Raw genomic sequence first — 17285 nt, 5'->3', positions numbered from 1 at the left:
TCTGCTCTCTATACTCGCCCCATGCCATCCACACGCCGTTCCGAGACGCCGCCGCTCGCGGACAGACTCGGATACGGGTTCGTGAAGTCGGCACTGAAGGTGCGGCAGTTCTACGGCGCGAAGCTGTCCGAGGTGGGTCTGCTTCCCAACCAGCACGCGATTCTCAGCATCCTGAACGAACTGGGCCCGTGCCACCAGAAGGAACTTGCTTCACGGGTGGTGCTCGACCCGGGAGACATCGTCGCTTACCTGGACGGGCTGCAGAAGTCACAGGACATTGTCCGGGAGCGCGATCCTGAGGATCGTCGCCGCCAGATCGTCTCCATCACCGACCAGGGGCGTGCGACATTGGTTGACGCAGACCGGGCCCTGGACGAGGTCGAGGAGGCGGTGTTCGGCGGACTGTCCCCGAGCCACCGCGCTGTTCTCGGCGAGGCCGTCGACTGGATCTCGAACCTGGAGGAGCCTTCCGGCTGCCGCGACTGAGCCGTCGCGGCTCACGGAATCGCGGCGCTCGCGTCGGCTGGCGCCGGGGCCGGCCGGACGATTCCTGGGACGCGGGAACGGCTCGACGCGGGCCGCCGGTGTCCCCAGTAACTCGGTTGGTCGTATGTGCGGGCAATCCAACTCAGGTCGTCGACGACCAGGCCCCCGTGGCCGTATTCGATCTGCAGGCCCGACGGTGAACTGATGTAGATCGACGTCATGAGGTCGTTCGTGTGCCGGCCGAGTGTCTGCATCACCTCCGTTCCCGTCTCGTCGAGCAGGTCGATCGCGGTGCCGAGATCGTCGATGTTCTCGACCTCGAGCATGAGGTGGTTGAACCCGACATACCCCGGTAGTTCCGCGAGCGCGAGCGAATGATGGCGGCCGTTGACGTGGTAGAAGCGCACCGTGTACCGATCGGTGGCGATGCGGTCCGACAGGCGGAAACCGAGGACATCGACGTAGAACCGGTTGGCCTCGTCGAGATCCGGTACCTGGAACACGACGTGTCCGAGGCCCTGATCGCCGGTGACGAAGCCGCCGCGCATGGTGCGTCCCGGAGTGAACGACAGAGGGGTCGCGAGCTTGCCCCAGGACAGTTCGTGCCGGATCCCCCACGGATCCTCGAACCACGACAGCTCGGCGACTTGTCGCTCGGCGAGCAAAGTGGCGTCACCGGTGTGCACGTCGACGCCATGCGTCTCGAGCTTCTCGACGAAGCTTTGCAGATCGGTTTCGTTCGCCATTCCCCAACCGGCGTAGAGGAATTCGTCCTGCTCTCCGGGATGGACCGCGATCCGGTAGTTGACGTCGTCCACCGCGAGTCGGACCGCGCCGTCGGGTCCGTCGTCGGTCAGCATCGCGCCGAGTTGTCGTGTGCCGTAGGCGCGCCAGTCCTCCGATCGCGGTGACGCGATTCCGATGTACGACAGTTCCTGGATCATCGGCCGATCTCCTTCGGGGACGGTGGAAGTGGATTGGTCGCCGAAGTTACACGGGGCATCCAATCATTGGCAAGCCCAATTAATATTTGGGATGTCGGCGCCGGGCGGAGTCGCACACGGCACGGCGTCGTGAATACGGTGGGGGCATGACATCGGACGTGGCACCGGGATCGTGGCGGCTCTACGGGGACGCGGCGCTGCCCGGCCCGCTCGCGGCGGCGCTGGAACTGTTCGCCGAGCGCGGCTACGAGGGTTCGTCGATTCGGGAGATCGCCGCGCGGGCCGGGCTGTCGGTGCCGGGGCTGTACCACCACTACCCGTCGAAGCAGTCGATGCTGGTGGCGCTGACTCAGGTGATCATGACGGACCTGCTCGACCGCAGCCGGCGGGCGCTCGCCGAGGCGGGGCCGTTGCCGCGCGAGCAGTTCGACGCCGTCGTCGAATCGCTGTTGCGCTTCCACATGTTCCGGCGCGAGCAGGCGTTCGTCGCCTCCACCGAGATGCGCAGCATGGAGCCGGAAGGCCGCGCCGAGTACGTCGCGATGCGTGACGAACAGCAGCGGATGCTCGACGCCGTCATCCTGGCCGGGGTGCAGGCCGGTGACTTCGACACCCCCTACCCGGGCGACGCGAGCCGCGCCGTCGCCACGCTCTGTGTCGCGGTCGCCAGCTGGTACCGGCCCGACGGACCGCTCAGCCCCGACGAGGTGGTCGAGCGCTACAGCGCGATCGCCCGGGGCGCGGTCGGCGCCGATTGCTCGTCGGCGCCGGTCGCCGAGTAGGAGATGGTGTACGGGTCAGTCGCCGGAGCCTCTGCGCCAGTGTGAGAATCGTTCCTTGATGTCGGCCGCGACCTCGCCGACGCCGTGCCCGACGGCACCGACGGCGTCGCCGAGCCCGCTGCCGACGTCACGCAGGACGCGGATCAGCGGGTCGTCGGACTGATCGAAGTTCTGCTTGTAGGTCTTGGCGGCATTGCGGAACTCGTCGCCGATCCGGGCATCGTCGTCCGTCGATCGGTGCGGGTACTCGCCGCGCAGAACCCGCGCGTACTCGCCGTCGTCCACCCACCGCTTCAGCTCGGCCGCCCGGAGCACCGAGAACGGGTGGGACAGCAGTTCGATGTTCAGCAGCTTGAGCACCCCGTCGCGCAGGTCGCCGCTGGCGTCGTACTCGGCGGCCTGCGCGAGGAAGGCGTCGGGGTCGATCTCGCTGACCCGCGACCTGCCGGCCAGCTTCATCTGGACCCGCAGCGCGGTGTGCACGTCCTGGCTGCACAGCAGCCCGGCCCGGTCGCCCGACAGTTCCGACTTGCGCTGCCACTCCATCAGCCCCGCGATGATCGCTCGCAGGGCCCAACCGCCGACCGGGACCCAGCCGATGGTGCCGGCCAGCCGCATCAGGTGCAGCAGGATGGTGCGGTACACCGCGTGCCCGGACAGCGCGTGACCCAGTTCGTGGCCGATGACGAAGCGCTGTTCCTCGTAGTTCATGACATCGAGCAGCCCGGTGGTCACCACGATGAACGGCTTGTCCATGCCGATCGTGAACGAATTGACCGCCGGGGACTGCAGGATGAACAGCTCGGGCGTCTCCTCGGCCCCCAGTATCTCGACGCAGTCACGTAGTAGGTCGTGAAGATCCGGGAACTGCCGTTCGTCGACGCGGATCGAGGTGGCGAGGTACATCAGGCGGTGCTGCCGTTCCTGCAGCAACCCCGACAACGTGCGCACGATGGTGTCGAAACCCTTCAGGGTGCGCAGTGTGACAAGAGCTGCACGGTCCGCGGGGTGCTCCCACGCGCGCGAGCTGATGCCGGGGAACTCGATTCGCGTGCGATCCGGGCTGGTGGTCACATCGTCCTCCTCGTCGATGGTCGTCCACCACAGTAGCGACTGGTCGGTTTGTCTGGTATTCGGTACGGCGGTGGGTCGGGGCTTGACGGGGAGTTGTCGCTGTGCGACCGTAATCCAGACCGACCGAGCGATCGCTCGGTCGTAAGGTAGTAGCCGGTAGTCGGAGGTGTGGCGTGGCTGTTGATCTGTCGTACTCGCCCGAGGTGGATGCGCTCATCGAGCGCACCAGCGAGTTCGTGCGGGACGTGGTCCTGCCGATCGAGGATGCCCATAGTGGCGATATCACCGCGGCCGGAGGCGACGCGTTGCGCGTCGAACTCCAGGCCGAGGCGAAGGGGCGGGGGCTGCTGGCCCCGCACGCGCCCGTCGAATACGGCGGTCTCGGTCTCGACATGAGCGATCGCGCGCCGGTGTTCGAGGCCGCCGGGTACTCGCTGTTCGGGCCGACGGCCCTGAACATCGGGGCGCCCGACGAGGGCAACGTGCACCTGCTCGCACACGTCGCGGACGCGGCGCAGAAGGAGCAGTTTCTGGGGCCGCTCGCTCGCGGCGAGGTGCGCTCGGCATTCGCGATGACCGAACCCGCGCCGGGCGCGGGCTCCGACCCCGCGGCGCTGACGACGCGCGCCGAGAAGGCGCCGGGCGGATGGAAGATCAACGGCCACAAGTGGTTCATCACCGGTGCGGACGGTGCCGGCTTCTTCATCATCATGGCCCGCACGTCCGGAGCGCCCGGTGACCGCGGCGGCGCGACGATGTTCCTCGCGCCCGCGTCCGCGCCGGGAATCCGGGTGGGTCGGCACATCGACACGCTCGACCGCGCGATGATCGGCGGCCACTGCGAGGTGTTCTTCGAGGATCTGTTCGTGCCGGACGAGGCCGTCCTGGGTGCCGTCGACGAGGGCTTCGCCTACGCACAGGTCCGGCTCGGCCCCGCCCGCATGACGCACGTGATGCGGTGGCTCGGCGCGGCGCGCCGCGGGCACGACGTCGCGGTCGCGTACGTCGCGAAGCGTGAGGGCTTCGGGTCCCGGCTCGGCGATCTCGGCATGATCCAGAAGATGGTCGCCGACAACGAGATCGACATCGCCGCCACGCGCGCCCTGCTGGTCAGCGCATGCTGGGAACTCGACCGCGGGGAGACCGCGTCGGACTCGACCTCGATCGCGAAGGCGTTCGGATCCGAGGCGATCTTCCGGATCGTCGACCGCTCGATCCAGATGTGCGGCGGCATGGGTGTGTCCGGCGATCTGCCGCTGGCCCGGCTGTCCCGCGAGGTGCGTCCGTTCCGTGTCTACGACGGTCCGTCCGAGGTGCACCGCTGGGCACTGGCCAAGCGCGTCGTGGGCAAGGCGAAGCGTGCCGCCCGTGAGGAAGGCCGGTCGTGACCGCGGCGCGGCTGGATGGGCTGGACCTGGTTGCACTGCAACGGTTCTTCGCCGAGTCCGAGGTGTCCACCACCGGTGATCTTCGTGCCGAACTGATCTCCGGGGGCAAGTCGAACCTCACCTACCGGGTGTTCGACGACGCGTCGCAGTGGGTGCTGCGGCGGCCCCCGACCGCGGGCCTGACGCCGTCGGCGCACGACGTCGCGCGGGAGTACCGCGTGTGCGCCGCACTGCAGGACTCGCCGGTGCCGGTGGCGCCCACCGTGGTGCTGTGCGAGGACGAGTCGGTGATGGGCGCCCCGTTCGCGGTCACCGGATTCGTCGACAGCCGGGTGATCCGGACCGTCGACGATCTCGCGACCCTGAGCGACGTCGAGATCGCCTCGTGTACCGACGAACTGGTGCGAGTGCTCGCGGCGCTGCACGATGTGGACTACCGGGCGGTGGGTCTCGAGAAGTTCGGTCGGCCCGACGGGTATCTGACCCGGCAGGTCGCGCTGTGGGCGCGGCAGTGGGAGCGGGTCAAGACCCGCGAACTGCCGGACCTGGAACGGCTGCACGGACTGCTCGCGGACGCCATCCCGGCCACGTCGCAGTCCGCGATCGTGCACGGCGACTACCGGATCGACAACACCCTCGTCGCCACCGACGATCCCGGACGAGTTGTGGCGGTGGTGGACTGGGAGATGTCGACACTCGGCGACCCGCTCTCCGATCTGGCCCAGATGTGCGTCTACCGGCATCCCGCGCTCGACGTCATCCTCGGCGAACCCGCCGCGTGGACGAGCACCAGGCTGCCGTCCACCGACGACCTCGCGCAGAAGTACGCCACCACCACCGGCAGGGCCATCGACCACTGGTCGTTCTACCTGGGGCTCGCGAACTTCAAACTCGCGGTGATCGCCGAGGGCATCACGCATCGCCACCGTGAGGGCGCCACCACGGGTGAGGGATTCGCGCAGGCGCACGAGGCCGTACCGCCGCTGGTCGCGGCCGGTCTCGCTGCCCTGGGAGAGGGAACAAGATGACCAACAGTGCACTGATCACCGGAGCGTCACGCGGCATCGGGCTGGGCATCGCGCAGCGTCTCGCGGGCCAGGGCTACGCCCTCACCGTCACCGCCCGGGACCAGTCGCGCCTCGACGCGGTCGCCGCGGACCTGCGGGCGGCGGGGGCACCCGACGTCGTGGCCGTCGCCGCGGACATGGCCGATCCCGAGGCGGCCGCGTCGATCGCGGGGGCACACGAGGACCGGTTCGGGTCGATGCGCGCGCTCGTCCTCAACGCCGGCGTGGGCACCGCGGGGGCCGTCGCGGAGTTTCCGATGCGGCGGTTCGACAAGACCGTCGCCGTGAACTTCGCGGCTCCCTTCGCGTTGCTGCAACGGTCGGTGCCGCTGCTGCGCAAGGGCGCTGCCGACAATCCCGGCCGGGGCGCGAAAGTGGTTGCCATCTCGTCCATCACGGGCGTGTACGCGGAAGCGAACCTCGCGGTGTACGGGGCGACCAAGGCCGCGCTGATCTCGCTCGTCGAGACCCTCAACCTGGAGGAGTCCGGCAACGGGATCGCCGGGACCGCGATCGCCCCGGCCTACGTCGACACCGACATGTCGGAGTGGACCAAGGACCGCATCCCGGCCGAGACGATGCTGACGGTGAACGACGTCGTCGAACTGGCCGACGTCGTGCTGCGCCTGTCGGACCGGGCGGTGCTGTCGAAGCTGGTGCTGAGCCGGGCGGGCACATCGGGGTACGAGGCCTGACGGAAGTGGGTATCGTCGCCGGTAGGTGACCCCGCGCCCGATGGCGTCGACCGTCGGATCTTCCGAGTGCGCGGGGAGCGATGATGACAACCGACGCACGTCGGACCCTGTGGATGCTCGTCGACCTCGAACCCGGCTACGACGCACTGCGTGTCGGCGACGTGATCGAGGGCTCGGCCGTCTGGTTCGACGCCGGCACCGAGATCCAGGACAGCCCCCTTCCCGGCGAAATTCTCTCCACCGATGTCGCAGGCGTCGTCGGAGACGGCGACGGTCCGCATTGCGTCCTCGACCTGGGGGCACTGGGATCGGTGTTGGCGAGGGCCCGGGACGGGGCGGGGTCCACGGTCCTGCTGTCCGGGACCCCGATGTTCGACCGTTACGCCTGGGCGACGTCCCGGCTCCGATCGAAGGTTCGCGGCCGGATCGTCCGCACCGGTGTTCTGGTCCGGCCCTACCGGACCCCAGCCGACCCGGATGGTACGACGGCGCCAGTCTGCGATCCGGGTCGCTGCGGTTCCGGTCCGTGCCGCCGTGGGACCGGGTCCAGACCTTCGACGCCGGGCGGGGTGAGAGCGTCGACTGGTATTGCGTGGAGATCGAACCCGTAGACGGCACGTGTTGTGACTGACGGCGGTCAGTGCACGCCGCGCATCAGCTTCCGGATCCACGGCGACAGGATCGCCAGCAGGACACCGATGCCGATGGACGCCAGTCCGACCGTGGCGAAGTACGGCACCTCGTTGCTCTCGTCGTAGTAGCCCGAGAGGGTGCCGGCGAGGCTCGAGCCCAGGGCCACCGACAGGAAGAACAGCGCCACCATCTGCGTGTGGAACACCGCGGGGGCCAGCTTGGTGGACAGCGACAGTCCGACGGGGGACAGCAGCAGTTCGGCGAAGGTGAACAGCAGCAGGATGCCGGCGAGGCCCAACAGCGGTGCGCTGTTGGCGCCTCCGCCGGACATCGGGATGAAGCACAGGAACGCGACGCCCATGATGCCGGTGCCGAGCGCGAACTTGATCGGCGACGACGGCTGGCGGGAACCGAGTTTGGTCCACGTCGCCGCGAACACCCCGGCGAAGATGATGATGAACACGGGGTTGATCGACTGCACCCAGGTGGGCGGGAAGTCCCAACCGAACAGGTTGCGGTCCAGTCTCTTGTCGGCGTAGATCGCCACGGTCGTGAACTGCTGCTGGAACAGCGACCAGAACGCGGCGCTCGCAATGAACATCGGGATGAATGCGAACACCCGGCTGCGCTCGGTCCCGGTGATCCGACTGCTCGTGAGGATCACCGCGAAGTACGCGACGGCCGCGACGATGGTCAGCGCGACGACGATCTCCGAGAGGTTGCCGGTCGTGACCACGCCCGTCAAGGACAGGGCCGCGACGACGACTACGGCCACGATGGTGAGCACCATCACCCGGGGGCGGTCGGCTACGGGCAGGGGATTGGGCGCGCTGTCGCCGATCCCGCGTAGACGCTTGCGCCCCAACGTGTACTGGATCAGGCCGAGCGCCATACCCACCGCGGCGAGGGCGAAGCCGACGTGGAATCCCCAGTTCGTCTGCGCCCACCCGGTCAGCAGCGGACCGATCAGGCCACCCAGGTTGATGCCCATGTAGAAGATCGAGAAGCCCGCATCCCTACGCTCGTCGTCCGGGGCGTACAGATCGCCGACGAGGGAGGTCGCGTTCGCCTTGAGGCCGCCGCTGCCGAACGCGATCAACACGAGTCCGACGCCGACCCCGGCGAGCCCGGGAAGTACGGCCAGGCTGATGTGGCCCAACATGATCAGACACGCGCTGTAGAAGAGCGTCCGCTCGGATCCCAGTATTCGGTCCGCGATCCACGCCCCGACGATCGTGGACAGGTAGACCGTGCCGCCGTAGGCGCCGACGATGCTCGTGGCGGCGGCCTTGTCGAGGCCCAGGCCGCCCTGGTCCGCCTCGTAGTACAGGTAGTACAGCAGGATGCCCTGCATGCCGTAGAAGGAGAAGCGTTCCCACATCTCCACGCCGAACAGGTTGGCCAACGCGAACGGCTGTCCGAAGAACCCCCGATCGGAATCGGCTCTTCCGGAATGCGGTTCGACCTTCGAAGTCATCGGAGCCCCCGATTCATCCGTGCGTCACGCGGCCTCAGAGTCCGCTGAGGGTGCGACGCCGCCTGACTGTTTGGTAGATCGCCCGCCAGCCGATGAGGAACAGGCCAAGGAACGACGCGGCGACGAGGATGAACGAGAAGGCGGTGCCCTGATCGCTGACCACTCGCAACAGCATGCCGAGCACCAGCGTCGAGACCCACACGATGACGCCGGTCGGGAAGGCCAGCACGGCGTCGAACTTGTCGCGGTAGAGCAGGAACGTGATCAGCCATCCGACAGCCAGGCCGACCAGGAACGGCCACGCCGTGGTGAGCAACCCACTGAGAACGGCCTCCTCGTGACTGCTGCGGCCCGCCGCGGCGAACGCGAGGACCAGCACAATGTCGACTACGGCGGCGGGGACGTACTTCTTCACGACGACCAGCCTATGCCGACGCCGGATCCGTCACGACGGACCCGGCGGAAAGCGCGCCCCGGTTGCCCTCGCCGAGCAGGGCAACCGGGGCGGATCAGGCGTCGTGACCGCGGACGGCGCGGCCACGGTCGGCGTCAGTCGCGGACGAGCGGCATGATCGCGCGGACCCGCGCATCACGCAGGTACAGCCCGCCCCACACGAAGATTCCGACGTACACCGGGGACAGGATCGTCGAGAGCAGCGGCTGTTCGGTGAGGATGTTGCACGCGACCGCCCCGCCGAGATAACCGGTGAGCAGTACGGCGCCGAGAACCGACGTGACCGGCACCAGGTACAGCGCCAGGCACACGAGCATCACCACACCCATGATGTAGGGCGCGTAGTCGGGGAAGCCGTACTCCGCCATCGAGTCGCGGACCGGTTGGATGTTCGCCAGATGGATGCCGGCGTCGAACAGCAGGAACGCCACGACCAGCCCGGTGACGACGAGTCCGATGAGGCGGGCCCGCGACGACACGGCGGCGGTGCTGGGGACGGTGCGGGTGTGGGGGACTGCAGCGGTCATGGCGAGCTCCGTTCCTCGGGCCGCCCCGCGCCCGATGCGCGGAGCCTTTTGCCGTACAGACCGGGCGCCCGCTCGAAACTCATCGCGGATGCGGTGAATTCGGCTCCGGGCCGCTCACCGCTTCGATAACCTCCCCGCAACTGCGTCCGATTCGCCTGTTCAGGAGGTTCAGTGACGTTCGAGATGTCTCGCCGCCGGTTCATGAGAGTGGGTGCGGGTGCCGTCGGCGCCGCCGCGGCGGGATCGCTCCTGCCGCCGTCGTTGCAGGCGGCCCTCGCCTCGCCGGTCCCGCCGGGCGGCCTGGAGTCGATCGAACACGTCGTGCTCTTGATGCAGGAGAATCGCGCCTTCGACCACTACTTCGGCACCCTCCGGGGTGTGCGCGGCTTCGGTGATCCCAACGCGCTGACGCTGCGCACCGGGCGGACCGTGTACGAGCAGCCCGACCGGGACTCCGTGGTGGTGCCGTACCGGATCCGGGACGCGGCGGGCGCGCAGCGAATGGACACCCAGAACGTGGACGCGCTCGACCACGAGTGGGCAGGCGGGCAGGCGGCCGTCACGGGCGGCTGGCACGACGGCTGGATCCCCGCCAAGACCGCCGCCACGATGGCGCACTACGACCGGCTCGACATCCCGTTCCAGTTCGAACTCGCCGAGTCCTTCACGGTGTGCGACGCCTACCACTGCTCGGTGCCCACCTCGACCGCACCCAACCGCAACTACTGGATCAGCGGCTACACCGGATTCGAGGCCGACGGTTCCCGCGCGGTCACCAACGACTCGTACATGCCGTGGCACGGCGGCTACACGTGGACGACGGTGCCCGAACGGCTCGAGACGGCCGGCGTGAGCTGGCGGACCTACCAGGAGTGGGACAACTTCACCGACAACAACCTCGAGTACTTCGTTCGGTTCGAACAGATCGTGCACGCGCTGCTCGGGCATCCCGTCCTGGTGCCCTACCAGTTCCCGACGCTCGCGGCGCTCTACGTCGCGCTGCCACTGCTGCCGGTGGACGTGCAGAACCAGTTGCTCCGGTGCCTCGACGAGGGCGTGGCACGACTCGACGGACCGGACCGTCGCCTGTACGACCGCGCACTGCGCCGCGAGCGGCCCAGGCACGCTCGCGGACGTGTTCCGCGCCGACGTCGAGACCGCCGCGCTGCCGCAGGTGTCGTACCTGGTGCCGTCGGCGGTGGACTGCGAGCACCCGATGGTGTCGTCCCCGGCGTCCAGCGCGAGCCTGGTCTACAAGGTGCTCGACGCGATCGCCTCCGACCCCGACACCTGGTCGAAGACGGCGGTCCTGCTCAACTTCGACGAGAACGACGGCTACTACGACCACGTGCCGCCGCCGTTGCAGCCGCGGGACGTCACCGACGAGTACGTGGGCGACAAGCCACTGGGCCTCGGGCCGCGCGTGCCGATGACGGTGATCTCGCCGTGGACCGTCGGCGGCTACGTGTGCTCGCAGGTATTCGACCACACATCGGTCACCCAGTTCCTGGAGCGGCGGTTCGGGTTCACGCAGCCGGAGATCAGTGGGTGGCGGCGCACCGTCGCCGGCGACCTGACGTCGGCGTTCGACTTCGACAACCCGCGGGCCCGGCCGTCGCTCACGCCACCGCCGCCCGCTCCGCCGCTCACCCCGCGGTGGAAGCCCGCCCCGCCCGAGCAGCAGCGGATGCCGGTGCAGGAGAGCGGGACCCGGCCCGCTCGCGCATTGCCATATCAGCCGGACGCCGACGTCGCTCTCGATCCGGAGGTGCGGTCGCTGACCGTCCGGATGCGCAACACCGGAGCCGAGAGCGTCCACCTCGCGCTGTACCCGTACGCGGGTGAGTTCGAGCTGCCCCGGCACTTCGACGTGCTCGGCGACCACAGCGACACCGTCACGGTCAGCGGCGAGCGCTACGACCTGACGATGATCGGCCCCAACGGTTTCCGTCGCGAGTTCGGCGGATCGGCGACGGGCCCGCAGCGCGGTTGGACATGCGGACCACCGTCGACGCCGGCACCCGAACGCTGACGGTGACCGCGGTGAACCACGGCGACACGGACCTCACGGTGCGGCTCCCCGCGGGCGCCGACCGACTGGCGCCGGGGGAGCCGGGGTCGTGGAGCGTGCCGTCACGGCACGGCTGGTACGACGCGTCCCTCACCGTCGACGAGGATCCGTCGTTCCGGCGCCGCTGGATGGGACACCTCGAGAACGGTGCCGACAGTGTCAGTCAGGACCCCGTCGAGGTAGCCGCGACCGGCGACCTGACGCTGCTGCCGCAGCCGCCGGCACCCGTGACCGGGTCGAGCACGTTGCCGATCCCGTTCCCGGGGTCCTGAGGCAGGAGCGCACCCGCCACGGCCGCTTGGTCACGCCGTGTAATGCCCTACATTCCTTCGGCTTTCATCGGCTTTCATCGGCTTTCGGGCGGTGTAGCGCGCCAGGGCGCCGAGTTCCCATGTCGGCGGCGTAGGTGTGGCGGCCGCGTAGGGGGCGTCCTCGCCTCGTAAGCGGCGTGCATCAAACGTGATCCGGCCGCCTGCAGACTGAAGAAGAACTCCTCCCGATCGATAAGCGCGGCTTATCGATACACGAAAGAAAGTACCTGGACTTCTCCGCACGCCCAGTGCGACTGTTGTCTACATCACGTCAGAACCTATATGAGTCTCGAAACACGGGAGTTTCAAGAATGAAGGCAGCCCGCTACCACGGAGTTGGCGATATCCGTTTCGAAGATATCCCTGAGCCTATTGCAGGCCCTGGTCAGGTGAAAGTTCGGGTGCATTTCAATGGCCTGTGCGGCAGTGATCTGCACGAGTATTATCACGCGCCGATGATGGCGCCGATAACGCCGCATCCTCTCACTGGAGTGAGCGTCCCGGTGGTTCTCGGCCACGAGTTCTCCGGAGAGATCGTGGAGGTCGGGGCAGACGTCGACGAGCTCTCGGTCGGCGACGCCGTGGCGGTAGAACCCACCGTCAACTGTCGACGATGCGCGGCCTGTCTGGCCGGCTCGTACAACCTCTGCAGCAATATCGCCGCAGTCGGTTACAGCTGGGCCGGCGGGGGTGGACTCGGACAGTATGCAGTCGTCGACGCCGACCACGTCTATCGGCTTCCTGACGGGATGAGCACCCGCGAGGGAGCGTTGATCGAACCCCTCGCCGTGGCCCTGCACGCCGTGCGTCGTGGCGATGTCGCTCCGGGCAGCAGCGTCGCGGTCCATGGGGCCGGTCCCATCGGAATCGGAGTATTCCTGGCGCTGAGGGCCACAGGTATCGAGGACATCACCGTGATCGAGCCGTCGGCGGCGCGGCGCGCGGCGATCGAAGCTGTCGGAGCGACGAGGGTCATCGACCCAAGTGAAACGGATGTCGTCGCGGAACTGCGTGCGAACACCGATGGAGCCGGCGTCGCGCGATCGTTCGAGACGGCCGGCGTACCGGCCACTTTCCTGAATGCGGTCCGCTCGACAGCTGCGCACGGCCGAGTTGTGGTCGTCGCGGTGCACCAGCGGCCGGTCGAGTTCAACCCCACCGAGATCCTGTTCAACGAGTGCGAGATCGTCGGCTCCATCGCATACTGCCGCGACTATCCGGAGGCCATCGAGTTCATGGCTCGTGGGGCGTATCCGCTGGACAGTTGGGTGCAGACGATCGCATTCGAGGACCTCATCACCGATGGGTTCGGCCCACTCCGGGACCAAACAGCCATCAAGGTCCTGGTCGACATGGCCGCAGTCGGCTGACGGACCCGAAGCCTCCACGCACGTAATAGAAAAGGGAAACCCATGACCACTGGCTCGAACCTCGGACCGACATTCTGGATGACCAACCCCGGCGTCACGCCGAAGGGCGCAAGAAAGGAATTCGTCGACCCCGACGACATTCCGTGGACCGACTGGCTGATGCCCGGAACGCGATTCAAGCTTCTGTACTGCAATCTCGTGACCGGCGCGTTCACCCTCATCCTGAAAGTGGATCCCGGCACCGTTGCCACTCCGCATTGGCATATGGGAAATGTGCAGGCATATCTACTGGAAGGCGGATTCTATTACGAGGAGGACGATCCCGGCATGGCCGGCATGTACACCTGCGAGGTTGCCGGCGCCGTGCACACGCCGATCGCCCCGGACGGCTGTGTCATGCTCGCCATGGTCGAGGGCCCGATCGCCGGCTACCTGCCTGATGGCGGACTCGCGGTCGTCGCGGACGCCCGATTGCACTATTACATGGCGCGTGACAACGGCGCCGTCGAGAAGCTCCAGCTGGTCGACTACGCCACTGATCCGTCCCAGGAGATGCACGCGAAGGCGATCGGGTAGCCGCCGAATCGGCTAGCCTGACACCTGATTCTCCAACCGATGTCGTGCGAGGTGAAGCATGTATGTCTCGCCGCAGGCGCTTCGGTGTTTCCTAGCCGTGGCGGACGAGCTGCACTTCGGACGTGCCGCCACACTGCTACACATGACGGGACCGGCGCTCAGTCAGCAGGTGTCCCGGTTGGAGAAGGACCTGCGTTTCCTGCTCTTCGAACGCAACTCTCGACACGTCGAGCTGACCGAAGCCGGATGCGCGCTGATCCCGCAGGCACGCGCAGTCGTGGCCGCCAACGAGACCCTTCTGCGGTGGCGTGAATCGGTCCGTCTGGGCCGTCGCAGCATCGATATCGGGTTCATGGCAACCGGTGCCGGTCTGCTCACGACTGCCGTGCTGGATCGGCTCCGCTCCGCTGATCCGGATCTGCACGTGAAGTTGCACCACCTCGAGTGGAGCGAACAACTGGCTCCACTGCTGGCCGGCGACATCGATGCAGTGTTTGTCCGGGAACCGTTTCCTGCTGAGGGAGTCCGGCGCCGGCGAATTCTGTCCGAGCGACGGGTGGCCGTGCTTGCCCACGACCACCCGTTGGCCGCCCGGGAATCGATCCGGTTCGCCGAGATTGCCACAGAGCCGTTCATCAGCAGCAGCGGCGGGCCGCCGGAATGGACCGACTTCTGGATGGTGAACCCGCGGCCGGACGGCACCCGAGCCGAACCGAGTCTTGCAGTATCGACAGTAGAAGAACTACTCGAAGCGGTCGCCGCCGGCGCGGGTGTCACCACCACGCCTGAGTCGCTGCCTACGTACTACCGTCATCCGCTGGTCAGCTTCGTGCCCATCGACGACATCAGCCCGAGCGTGGTTACCCTGTGCACTTTGGAAGGCAACCGAAGGCCGGAGCTGACAACGCTCCAGGATGCGATCGGCCAGGCCTGTCACCAGGCAGCCGTGAAGCCGCCGATGAAGTGAAGCTTGGGCTCCAGCAAAGTCGTGACGGGGCGCTGCCCTCTGGATCAGCGGGTGCCGAGGACTGCGCTCAGCCCGAGCGCAACCGCAACGAAACGTTCGACGGCGCGGGGTGTATCCGAGGCGAGGAAAACGAGTTCGACGGTCGACAGTTCGGCGTCCACGATGGGTCGCGAGGTGGTGTCCGCTCGCAGGAACAGACTGGCCACGCCTGCACCTGTGATCGCAACCGCATCGGTGGTCGCGACGACCTGGACCATCTCCTCGATGCTGCTCACCATCGGGCCGTAGGTGGGGCGCGTGCCGTCCGGCCGTGGATCGATCGACCACCAGTTGCGCCAGTCTCGGGTCCCTTCTCGGGTATCCACCTGAACGACGTCGGCGAGGTCGACGATTCGTAGCTTCCGTCGGCGGGCCAGCGGGTGGTCGTGTGCCATCAGCAGGACACGAGGCTCCTCGAACAGAACGACCCGGCGTAGCCGAGGGTGCGACTCGAGAGGCGGGCGGGCGACGACCATATCGACCCGACCGGAGGTCAATGCCGAGAGTTCGTCTCCCCACACCAGTTGCGTCAGTTCCAGTTCCACTTGGGGTTCTCGTCGATGGAATTCGTCGATGATCGGACGGGTCAGCTCCCCGGCGCCACCGGCAAGGAACCCGAGGCGCACCCTCCCCGATGAGCTGCGCTTGTGGCGACGGGCCGCGCCCACCGCAGATTCGGCGGCGGCCAGCAGCATTCGGCTCTCGTCGAGGAAGTCGTGTCCGGCTTCGGTGAGGCGAGCCCCGCGGTGATCTCGCTCTAGCAGCGAGACGCCCAACGCCTCTTCGAGCTTACGCACCTGTTGGCTCAGCGACGGTGTCGCAATATGCAGTTGCTCAGCTGCTTTCGTGAAAGTCCCGGCATCGGCGACTGCCACGAAGTAACGCACGAGCCGTAGATTCAGATCCATCGTGCACGACCTTAGGTATTCGTCTAACGATCGGGCGAGAATACGTCATGGACGTGACGGCCGCCACATCGGAGCATTGGGGTGTCCCCGAATACAGGAGGAAATACGATGTCTGTCAACGTCACTCACCGAGCCGACGCCCATGTGGTCGACCCGATCCGCCCGCAACTGACCGGACCCGAGATCGACCCGCAGTCCAACGCCCCGGTCGCAGAGGTCTTCGCTCGCGCGAGCTCTCCGGTGACGGGACCGACCCTCAGTCTCGCGTCCCGGGTCAACAACTGTGACGATATCCCGTGGACCCCGTTCCCGATGCCGGGAACGTCCTTCAAGCTCTTGAACATCAACGAGACCACCGGTGCGGCCTCGATTCTGCTGTACGTGGCGGAGAATGCGCAGGCGCCGCTGCACATGCATTGCGGCGCCGCGGAGGCGTACAACATCTTCGGCCGCTGGGCGTATGAGGGTGAGGCCGAATCCATCGGCCCCAACCACTACATCTACGAACCGGCCGGCATCGTGCACCTGCCCAGGCAGGAGGTCGAGTCCCTGATGTTCGGCATCTTCCACGGCCCGATCGTCGGGTACAACGAGGACGGCACCGTTGCCGGAGTCATCACGCACGAACTGCTCTACGACCTCGCCGCAGCGAACAACGCGATCGCGCACCTGCCCGCTCGGACGGGCCGCTAGATGGCGGGCGCGGTCCTCGTCACGGGCGCCGGTGGCGGCCTCGGTCGCGGCGTGGCCGAACGGATGTCCGCAGACGGTCGGGGGCTGGCACTGATCGACATCGACAAGGAGCGGTTGGCGGAAACCGCTGCCGCAGTGGGGTCCCGCGGAGTGGCGGTGACCACTCACGTCGTCGACATCTGCGACGTGGGCGCGTTGCAGGCGGCCGTCGTGGAGGCCTTCGCCGCTCACGATGACCTCGACGGACTGGTCAACGTGGCCGGGCTCGGCGGATTCTGGCAGTACGACGCACTCGATGTGGAGACCTGGGACAAGACCTACGCGGTCAACGTCCGCGGGGTCTTCTTCGCTCTCCAGGCCTTCGCCGCGGAGCTGGCCACGCGTGGGCGTGAAGGGGCCGTGGTCAACTTCTCGTCGATCGCGGCCCGAAATGGGCACGAGCTGCTGACCGCATACGGTTCGTCGAAGGCGGCCGTGCTGGCGTTGACCCAATCATCGGCTCGCGCGCTCGCCCCTTCCGTTCGCGTCAATGCGGTTCTGCCCGGCCTGATCTGGACGGACATGTGGCGACAGTCCGCCGGCTGGCTCGCCGAGCACGAACCGGCCCTGGCCGGGGTGGCGCCCGAGCAGATCTTCGGCGCGATGGTGGACCAGCTCATCCCGATGAAGCGCCCGCAGACCGTCGAGGATGTCGCCGGTGCCGTCGCGTACCTGCTCTCGGCCGACGCGGTCAACGTCACCGGGCAGTCTCTGCACGTGGACGGCGGCGCGGTGCTCCCGTAGCACTCCGCCACGACTCGACCACTTCCCTTCGCACGATGTG

At 67.4% G+C, this 17285-nt stretch carries 19 protein-coding genes and 1 pseudogene; 14 read left to right on the top strand and 6 right to left on the bottom strand.

Translation table 11 applies throughout. From position 1 onward, the window contains the following. Positions 1-21: 21 nt before the first annotated feature. On the top strand, positions 22-486 hold the full coding sequence (locus AB4Z09_RS18540; RefSeq protein WP_442240403.1) for a MarR family winged helix-turn-helix transcriptional regulator: 465 nt from the start codon (positions 22-24) through the stop codon (positions 484-486). Positions 487-497: 11 nt separating this feature from the next. On the opposite strand, the gene AB4Z09_RS18535 is transcribed toward AB4Z09_RS18540, so the two are convergent. Beyond that, on the bottom strand, positions 498-1430 hold the full coding sequence (locus AB4Z09_RS18535; protein ID WP_442240402.1) for a VOC family protein: 933 nt from the start codon (positions 1428-1430) through the stop codon (positions 498-500). A gap of 146 nt (positions 1431-1576) precedes the next feature. Here AB4Z09_RS18535 and AB4Z09_RS18530 point away from each other — a divergent pair, with 146 nt between their 5' ends. Beyond that, complete coding sequence (locus AB4Z09_RS18530) at positions 1577-2212, top strand: TetR/AcrR family transcriptional regulator (RefSeq protein WP_174913325.1); 636 nt, start codon at positions 1577-1579, stop codon at positions 2210-2212. 15 nt (positions 2213-2227) lie between these two features. On the opposite strand, the gene AB4Z09_RS18525 is transcribed toward AB4Z09_RS18530, so the two are convergent. Further along, positions 2228-3286 carry a M48 family metallopeptidase gene (locus tag AB4Z09_RS18525; protein WP_442240401.1) on the bottom strand — a complete coding sequence of 353 codons (1059 nt, stop codon included), beginning with the start codon at positions 3284-3286 and terminating at the stop codon, positions 2228-2230. A gap of 173 nt (positions 3287-3459) precedes the next feature. Between AB4Z09_RS18525 and AB4Z09_RS18520 the strand changes: the two genes are divergently transcribed. The 4 genes from AB4Z09_RS18520 (at position 3460) to AB4Z09_RS18505 (ending at position 7047) form a co-directional block, all read left to right on the top strand. Further along, positions 3460-4674, top strand: a complete 1215-nt coding sequence (locus tag AB4Z09_RS18520) for an acyl-CoA dehydrogenase family protein (protein WP_442240400.1) — start codon at positions 3460-3462, stop codon at positions 4672-4674. Beyond that, positions 4671-5702, top strand: coding sequence for a phosphotransferase family protein (locus AB4Z09_RS18515; RefSeq protein WP_114723276.1), 1032 nt, complete (start codon positions 4671-4673; stop codon positions 5700-5702). The genes AB4Z09_RS18520 and AB4Z09_RS18515 overlap by 4 nt, the downstream gene beginning before the upstream one ends. Then, positions 5699-6436, top strand: a complete 738-nt coding sequence (locus AB4Z09_RS18510; protein WP_114723277.1) for an SDR family NAD(P)-dependent oxidoreductase — start codon at positions 5699-5701, stop codon at positions 6434-6436. Before AB4Z09_RS18515 ends, AB4Z09_RS18510 begins: the two co-directional genes overlap by 4 nt. 83 nt (positions 6437-6519) lie before the next feature. Continuing rightward, positions 6520-7047, top strand: a complete 528-nt coding sequence (locus tag AB4Z09_RS18505; protein WP_442240399.1) for a hypothetical protein — start codon at positions 6520-6522, stop codon at positions 7045-7047. Positions 7048-7073: 26 nt separating this feature from the next. On the opposite strand, the gene AB4Z09_RS18500 is transcribed toward AB4Z09_RS18505, so the two are convergent. The 3 genes from AB4Z09_RS18500 to AB4Z09_RS18490 form a co-directional block, all read right to left on the bottom strand. Then, positions 7074-8546 (bottom strand): peptide MFS transporter, encoded by a 1473-nt coding sequence (locus AB4Z09_RS18500; RefSeq protein ID WP_442240398.1) that lies wholly within the window; start codon positions 8544-8546, stop codon positions 7074-7076. A gap of 34 nt (positions 8547-8580) precedes the next feature. Continuing rightward, the gene (locus tag AB4Z09_RS18495) at positions 8581-8961 is read right to left on the bottom strand and encodes a DUF3054 domain-containing protein (RefSeq protein WP_114723280.1); all 381 of its coding nucleotides are present in this window, start codon (positions 8959-8961) and stop codon (positions 8581-8583) included. 134 nt (positions 8962-9095) lie between these two features. Beyond that, positions 9096-9527 (bottom strand): DoxX family protein, encoded by a 432-nt coding sequence (locus AB4Z09_RS18490; RefSeq protein WP_442240397.1) that lies wholly within the window; start codon positions 9525-9527, stop codon positions 9096-9098. 183 nt (positions 9528-9710) lie between these two features. On the opposite strand from AB4Z09_RS18490, the pseudogene AB4Z09_RS18485 reads away from it, so the two are divergent. The 6 genes and pseudogenes from AB4Z09_RS18485 to AB4Z09_RS18460 form a co-directional block, all read left to right on the top strand. Next, positions 9711-10391 (top strand): annotated as a pseudogene (locus AB4Z09_RS18485) (alkaline phosphatase family protein); the annotation flags it as partial. 271 nt (positions 10392-10662) lie between these two features. Further along, complete coding sequence (locus AB4Z09_RS18480; RefSeq protein WP_442240396.1) at positions 10663-11559, top strand: alkaline phosphatase family protein; 897 nt, start codon at positions 10663-10665, stop codon at positions 11557-11559. Continuing rightward, positions 11523-11870 carry a phospholipase domain-containing protein gene (locus tag AB4Z09_RS18475; protein ID WP_442240395.1) on the top strand — a complete coding sequence of 116 codons (348 nt, stop codon included), beginning with the start codon at positions 11523-11525 and terminating at the stop codon, positions 11868-11870. The genes AB4Z09_RS18480 and AB4Z09_RS18475 overlap by 37 nt, the downstream gene beginning before the upstream one ends. 350 nt (positions 11871-12220) lie before the next feature. Continuing rightward, positions 12221-13279, top strand: coding sequence for a 2,3-butanediol dehydrogenase (locus AB4Z09_RS18470; RefSeq protein ID WP_114723282.1), 1059 nt, complete (start codon positions 12221-12223; stop codon positions 13277-13279). A 42-nt stretch (positions 13280-13321) separates the two neighbouring features. After that, positions 13322-13855 (top strand): 2,4'-dihydroxyacetophenone dioxygenase family protein, encoded by a 534-nt coding sequence (locus AB4Z09_RS18465; RefSeq protein ID WP_114723283.1) that lies wholly within the window; start codon positions 13322-13324, stop codon positions 13853-13855. A 58-nt stretch (positions 13856-13913) separates the two neighbouring features. Then, the gene (locus AB4Z09_RS18460; RefSeq protein ID WP_174913313.1) at positions 13914-14822 is read left to right on the top strand and encodes a LysR family transcriptional regulator; all 909 of its coding nucleotides are present in this window, start codon (positions 13914-13916) and stop codon (positions 14820-14822) included. Positions 14823-14866: 44 nt separating this feature from the next. Here the strand turns inward: AB4Z09_RS18460 and AB4Z09_RS18455 are convergent, their stop codons facing one another. Next, positions 14867-15769 carry a LysR substrate-binding domain-containing protein gene (locus AB4Z09_RS18455; RefSeq protein WP_442240394.1) on the bottom strand — a complete coding sequence of 301 codons (903 nt, stop codon included), beginning with the start codon at positions 15767-15769 and terminating at the stop codon, positions 14867-14869. 108 nt (positions 15770-15877) lie between these two features. Here AB4Z09_RS18455 and AB4Z09_RS18450 point away from each other — a divergent pair, with 108 nt between their 5' ends. Both AB4Z09_RS18450 and AB4Z09_RS18445 read left to right on the top strand, forming a co-directional pair. Next, the gene (locus AB4Z09_RS18450; RefSeq protein WP_147283554.1) at positions 15878-16462 is read left to right on the top strand and encodes a cupin domain-containing protein; all 585 of its coding nucleotides are present in this window, start codon (positions 15878-15880) and stop codon (positions 16460-16462) included. Continuing rightward, positions 16463-17245 (top strand): SDR family NAD(P)-dependent oxidoreductase, encoded by a 783-nt coding sequence (locus tag AB4Z09_RS18445; protein WP_442240393.1) that lies wholly within the window; start codon positions 16463-16465, stop codon positions 17243-17245. Positions 17246-17285 lie beyond the last annotated feature (40 nt).

This window comes from Rhodococcus sp. TAF43, from assembly GCF_052113525.1.
Lineage (GTDB): Bacteria > Actinomycetota > Actinomycetes > Mycobacteriales > Mycobacteriaceae > Prescottella.
Note: the sequence above shows the minus strand (reverse complement) of the source record. Positions and strands in the feature narration are given on the sequence as shown.

What these genes read in the sequence shown, in the direction of transcription:
- AB4Z09_RS18540 (WP_442240403.1), top strand. Translation starts at nt 22, where the DNA reads ATGCCATCCACACGCCGTTCCGAGACGCCGCCGCTCGCGGACAGACTC.
- AB4Z09_RS18535 (WP_442240402.1), bottom strand. Translation starts at nt 1,430, where the DNA reads ATGATCCAGGAACTGTCGTACATCGGAATCGCGTCACCGCGATCGGAG.
- AB4Z09_RS18530 (WP_174913325.1), top strand. Translation starts at nt 1,577, where the DNA reads ATGACATCGGACGTGGCACCGGGATCGTGGCGGCTCTACGGGGACGCG.
- AB4Z09_RS18510 (WP_114723277.1), top strand. Translation starts at nt 5,699, where the DNA reads ATGACCAACAGTGCACTGATCACCGGAGCGTCACGCGGCATCGGGCTG.
- AB4Z09_RS18505 (WP_442240399.1), top strand. Translation starts at nt 6,520, where the DNA reads ATGACAACCGACGCACGTCGGACCCTGTGGATGCTCGTCGACCTCGAA.
- AB4Z09_RS18500 (WP_442240398.1), bottom strand. Translation starts at nt 8,546, where the DNA reads ATGACTTCGAAGGTCGAACCGCATTCCGGAAGAGCCGATTCCGATCGG.
- AB4Z09_RS18490 (WP_442240397.1), bottom strand. Translation starts at nt 9,527, where the DNA reads ATGACCGCTGCAGTCCCCCACACCCGCACCGTCCCCAGCACCGCCGCC.
- AB4Z09_RS18475 (WP_442240395.1), top strand. Translation starts at nt 11,523, where the DNA reads ATGCGGACCACCGTCGACGCCGGCACCCGAACGCTGACGGTGACCGCG.
- AB4Z09_RS18470 (WP_114723282.1), top strand. Translation starts at nt 12,221, where the DNA reads ATGAAGGCAGCCCGCTACCACGGAGTTGGCGATATCCGTTTCGAAGAT.
- AB4Z09_RS18465 (WP_114723283.1), top strand. Translation starts at nt 13,322, where the DNA reads ATGACCACTGGCTCGAACCTCGGACCGACATTCTGGATGACCAACCCC.
- AB4Z09_RS18460 (WP_174913313.1), top strand. Translation starts at nt 13,914, where the DNA reads ATGTATGTCTCGCCGCAGGCGCTTCGGTGTTTCCTAGCCGTGGCGGAC.
- AB4Z09_RS18455 (WP_442240394.1), bottom strand. Translation starts at nt 15,769, where the DNA reads ATGGATCTGAATCTACGGCTCGTGCGTTACTTCGTGGCAGTCGCCGAT.
- AB4Z09_RS18450 (WP_147283554.1), top strand. Translation starts at nt 15,878, where the DNA reads ATGTCTGTCAACGTCACTCACCGAGCCGACGCCCATGTGGTCGACCCG.
- AB4Z09_RS18445 (WP_442240393.1), top strand. Translation starts at nt 16,463, where the DNA reads ATGGCGGGCGCGGTCCTCGTCACGGGCGCCGGTGGCGGCCTCGGTCGC.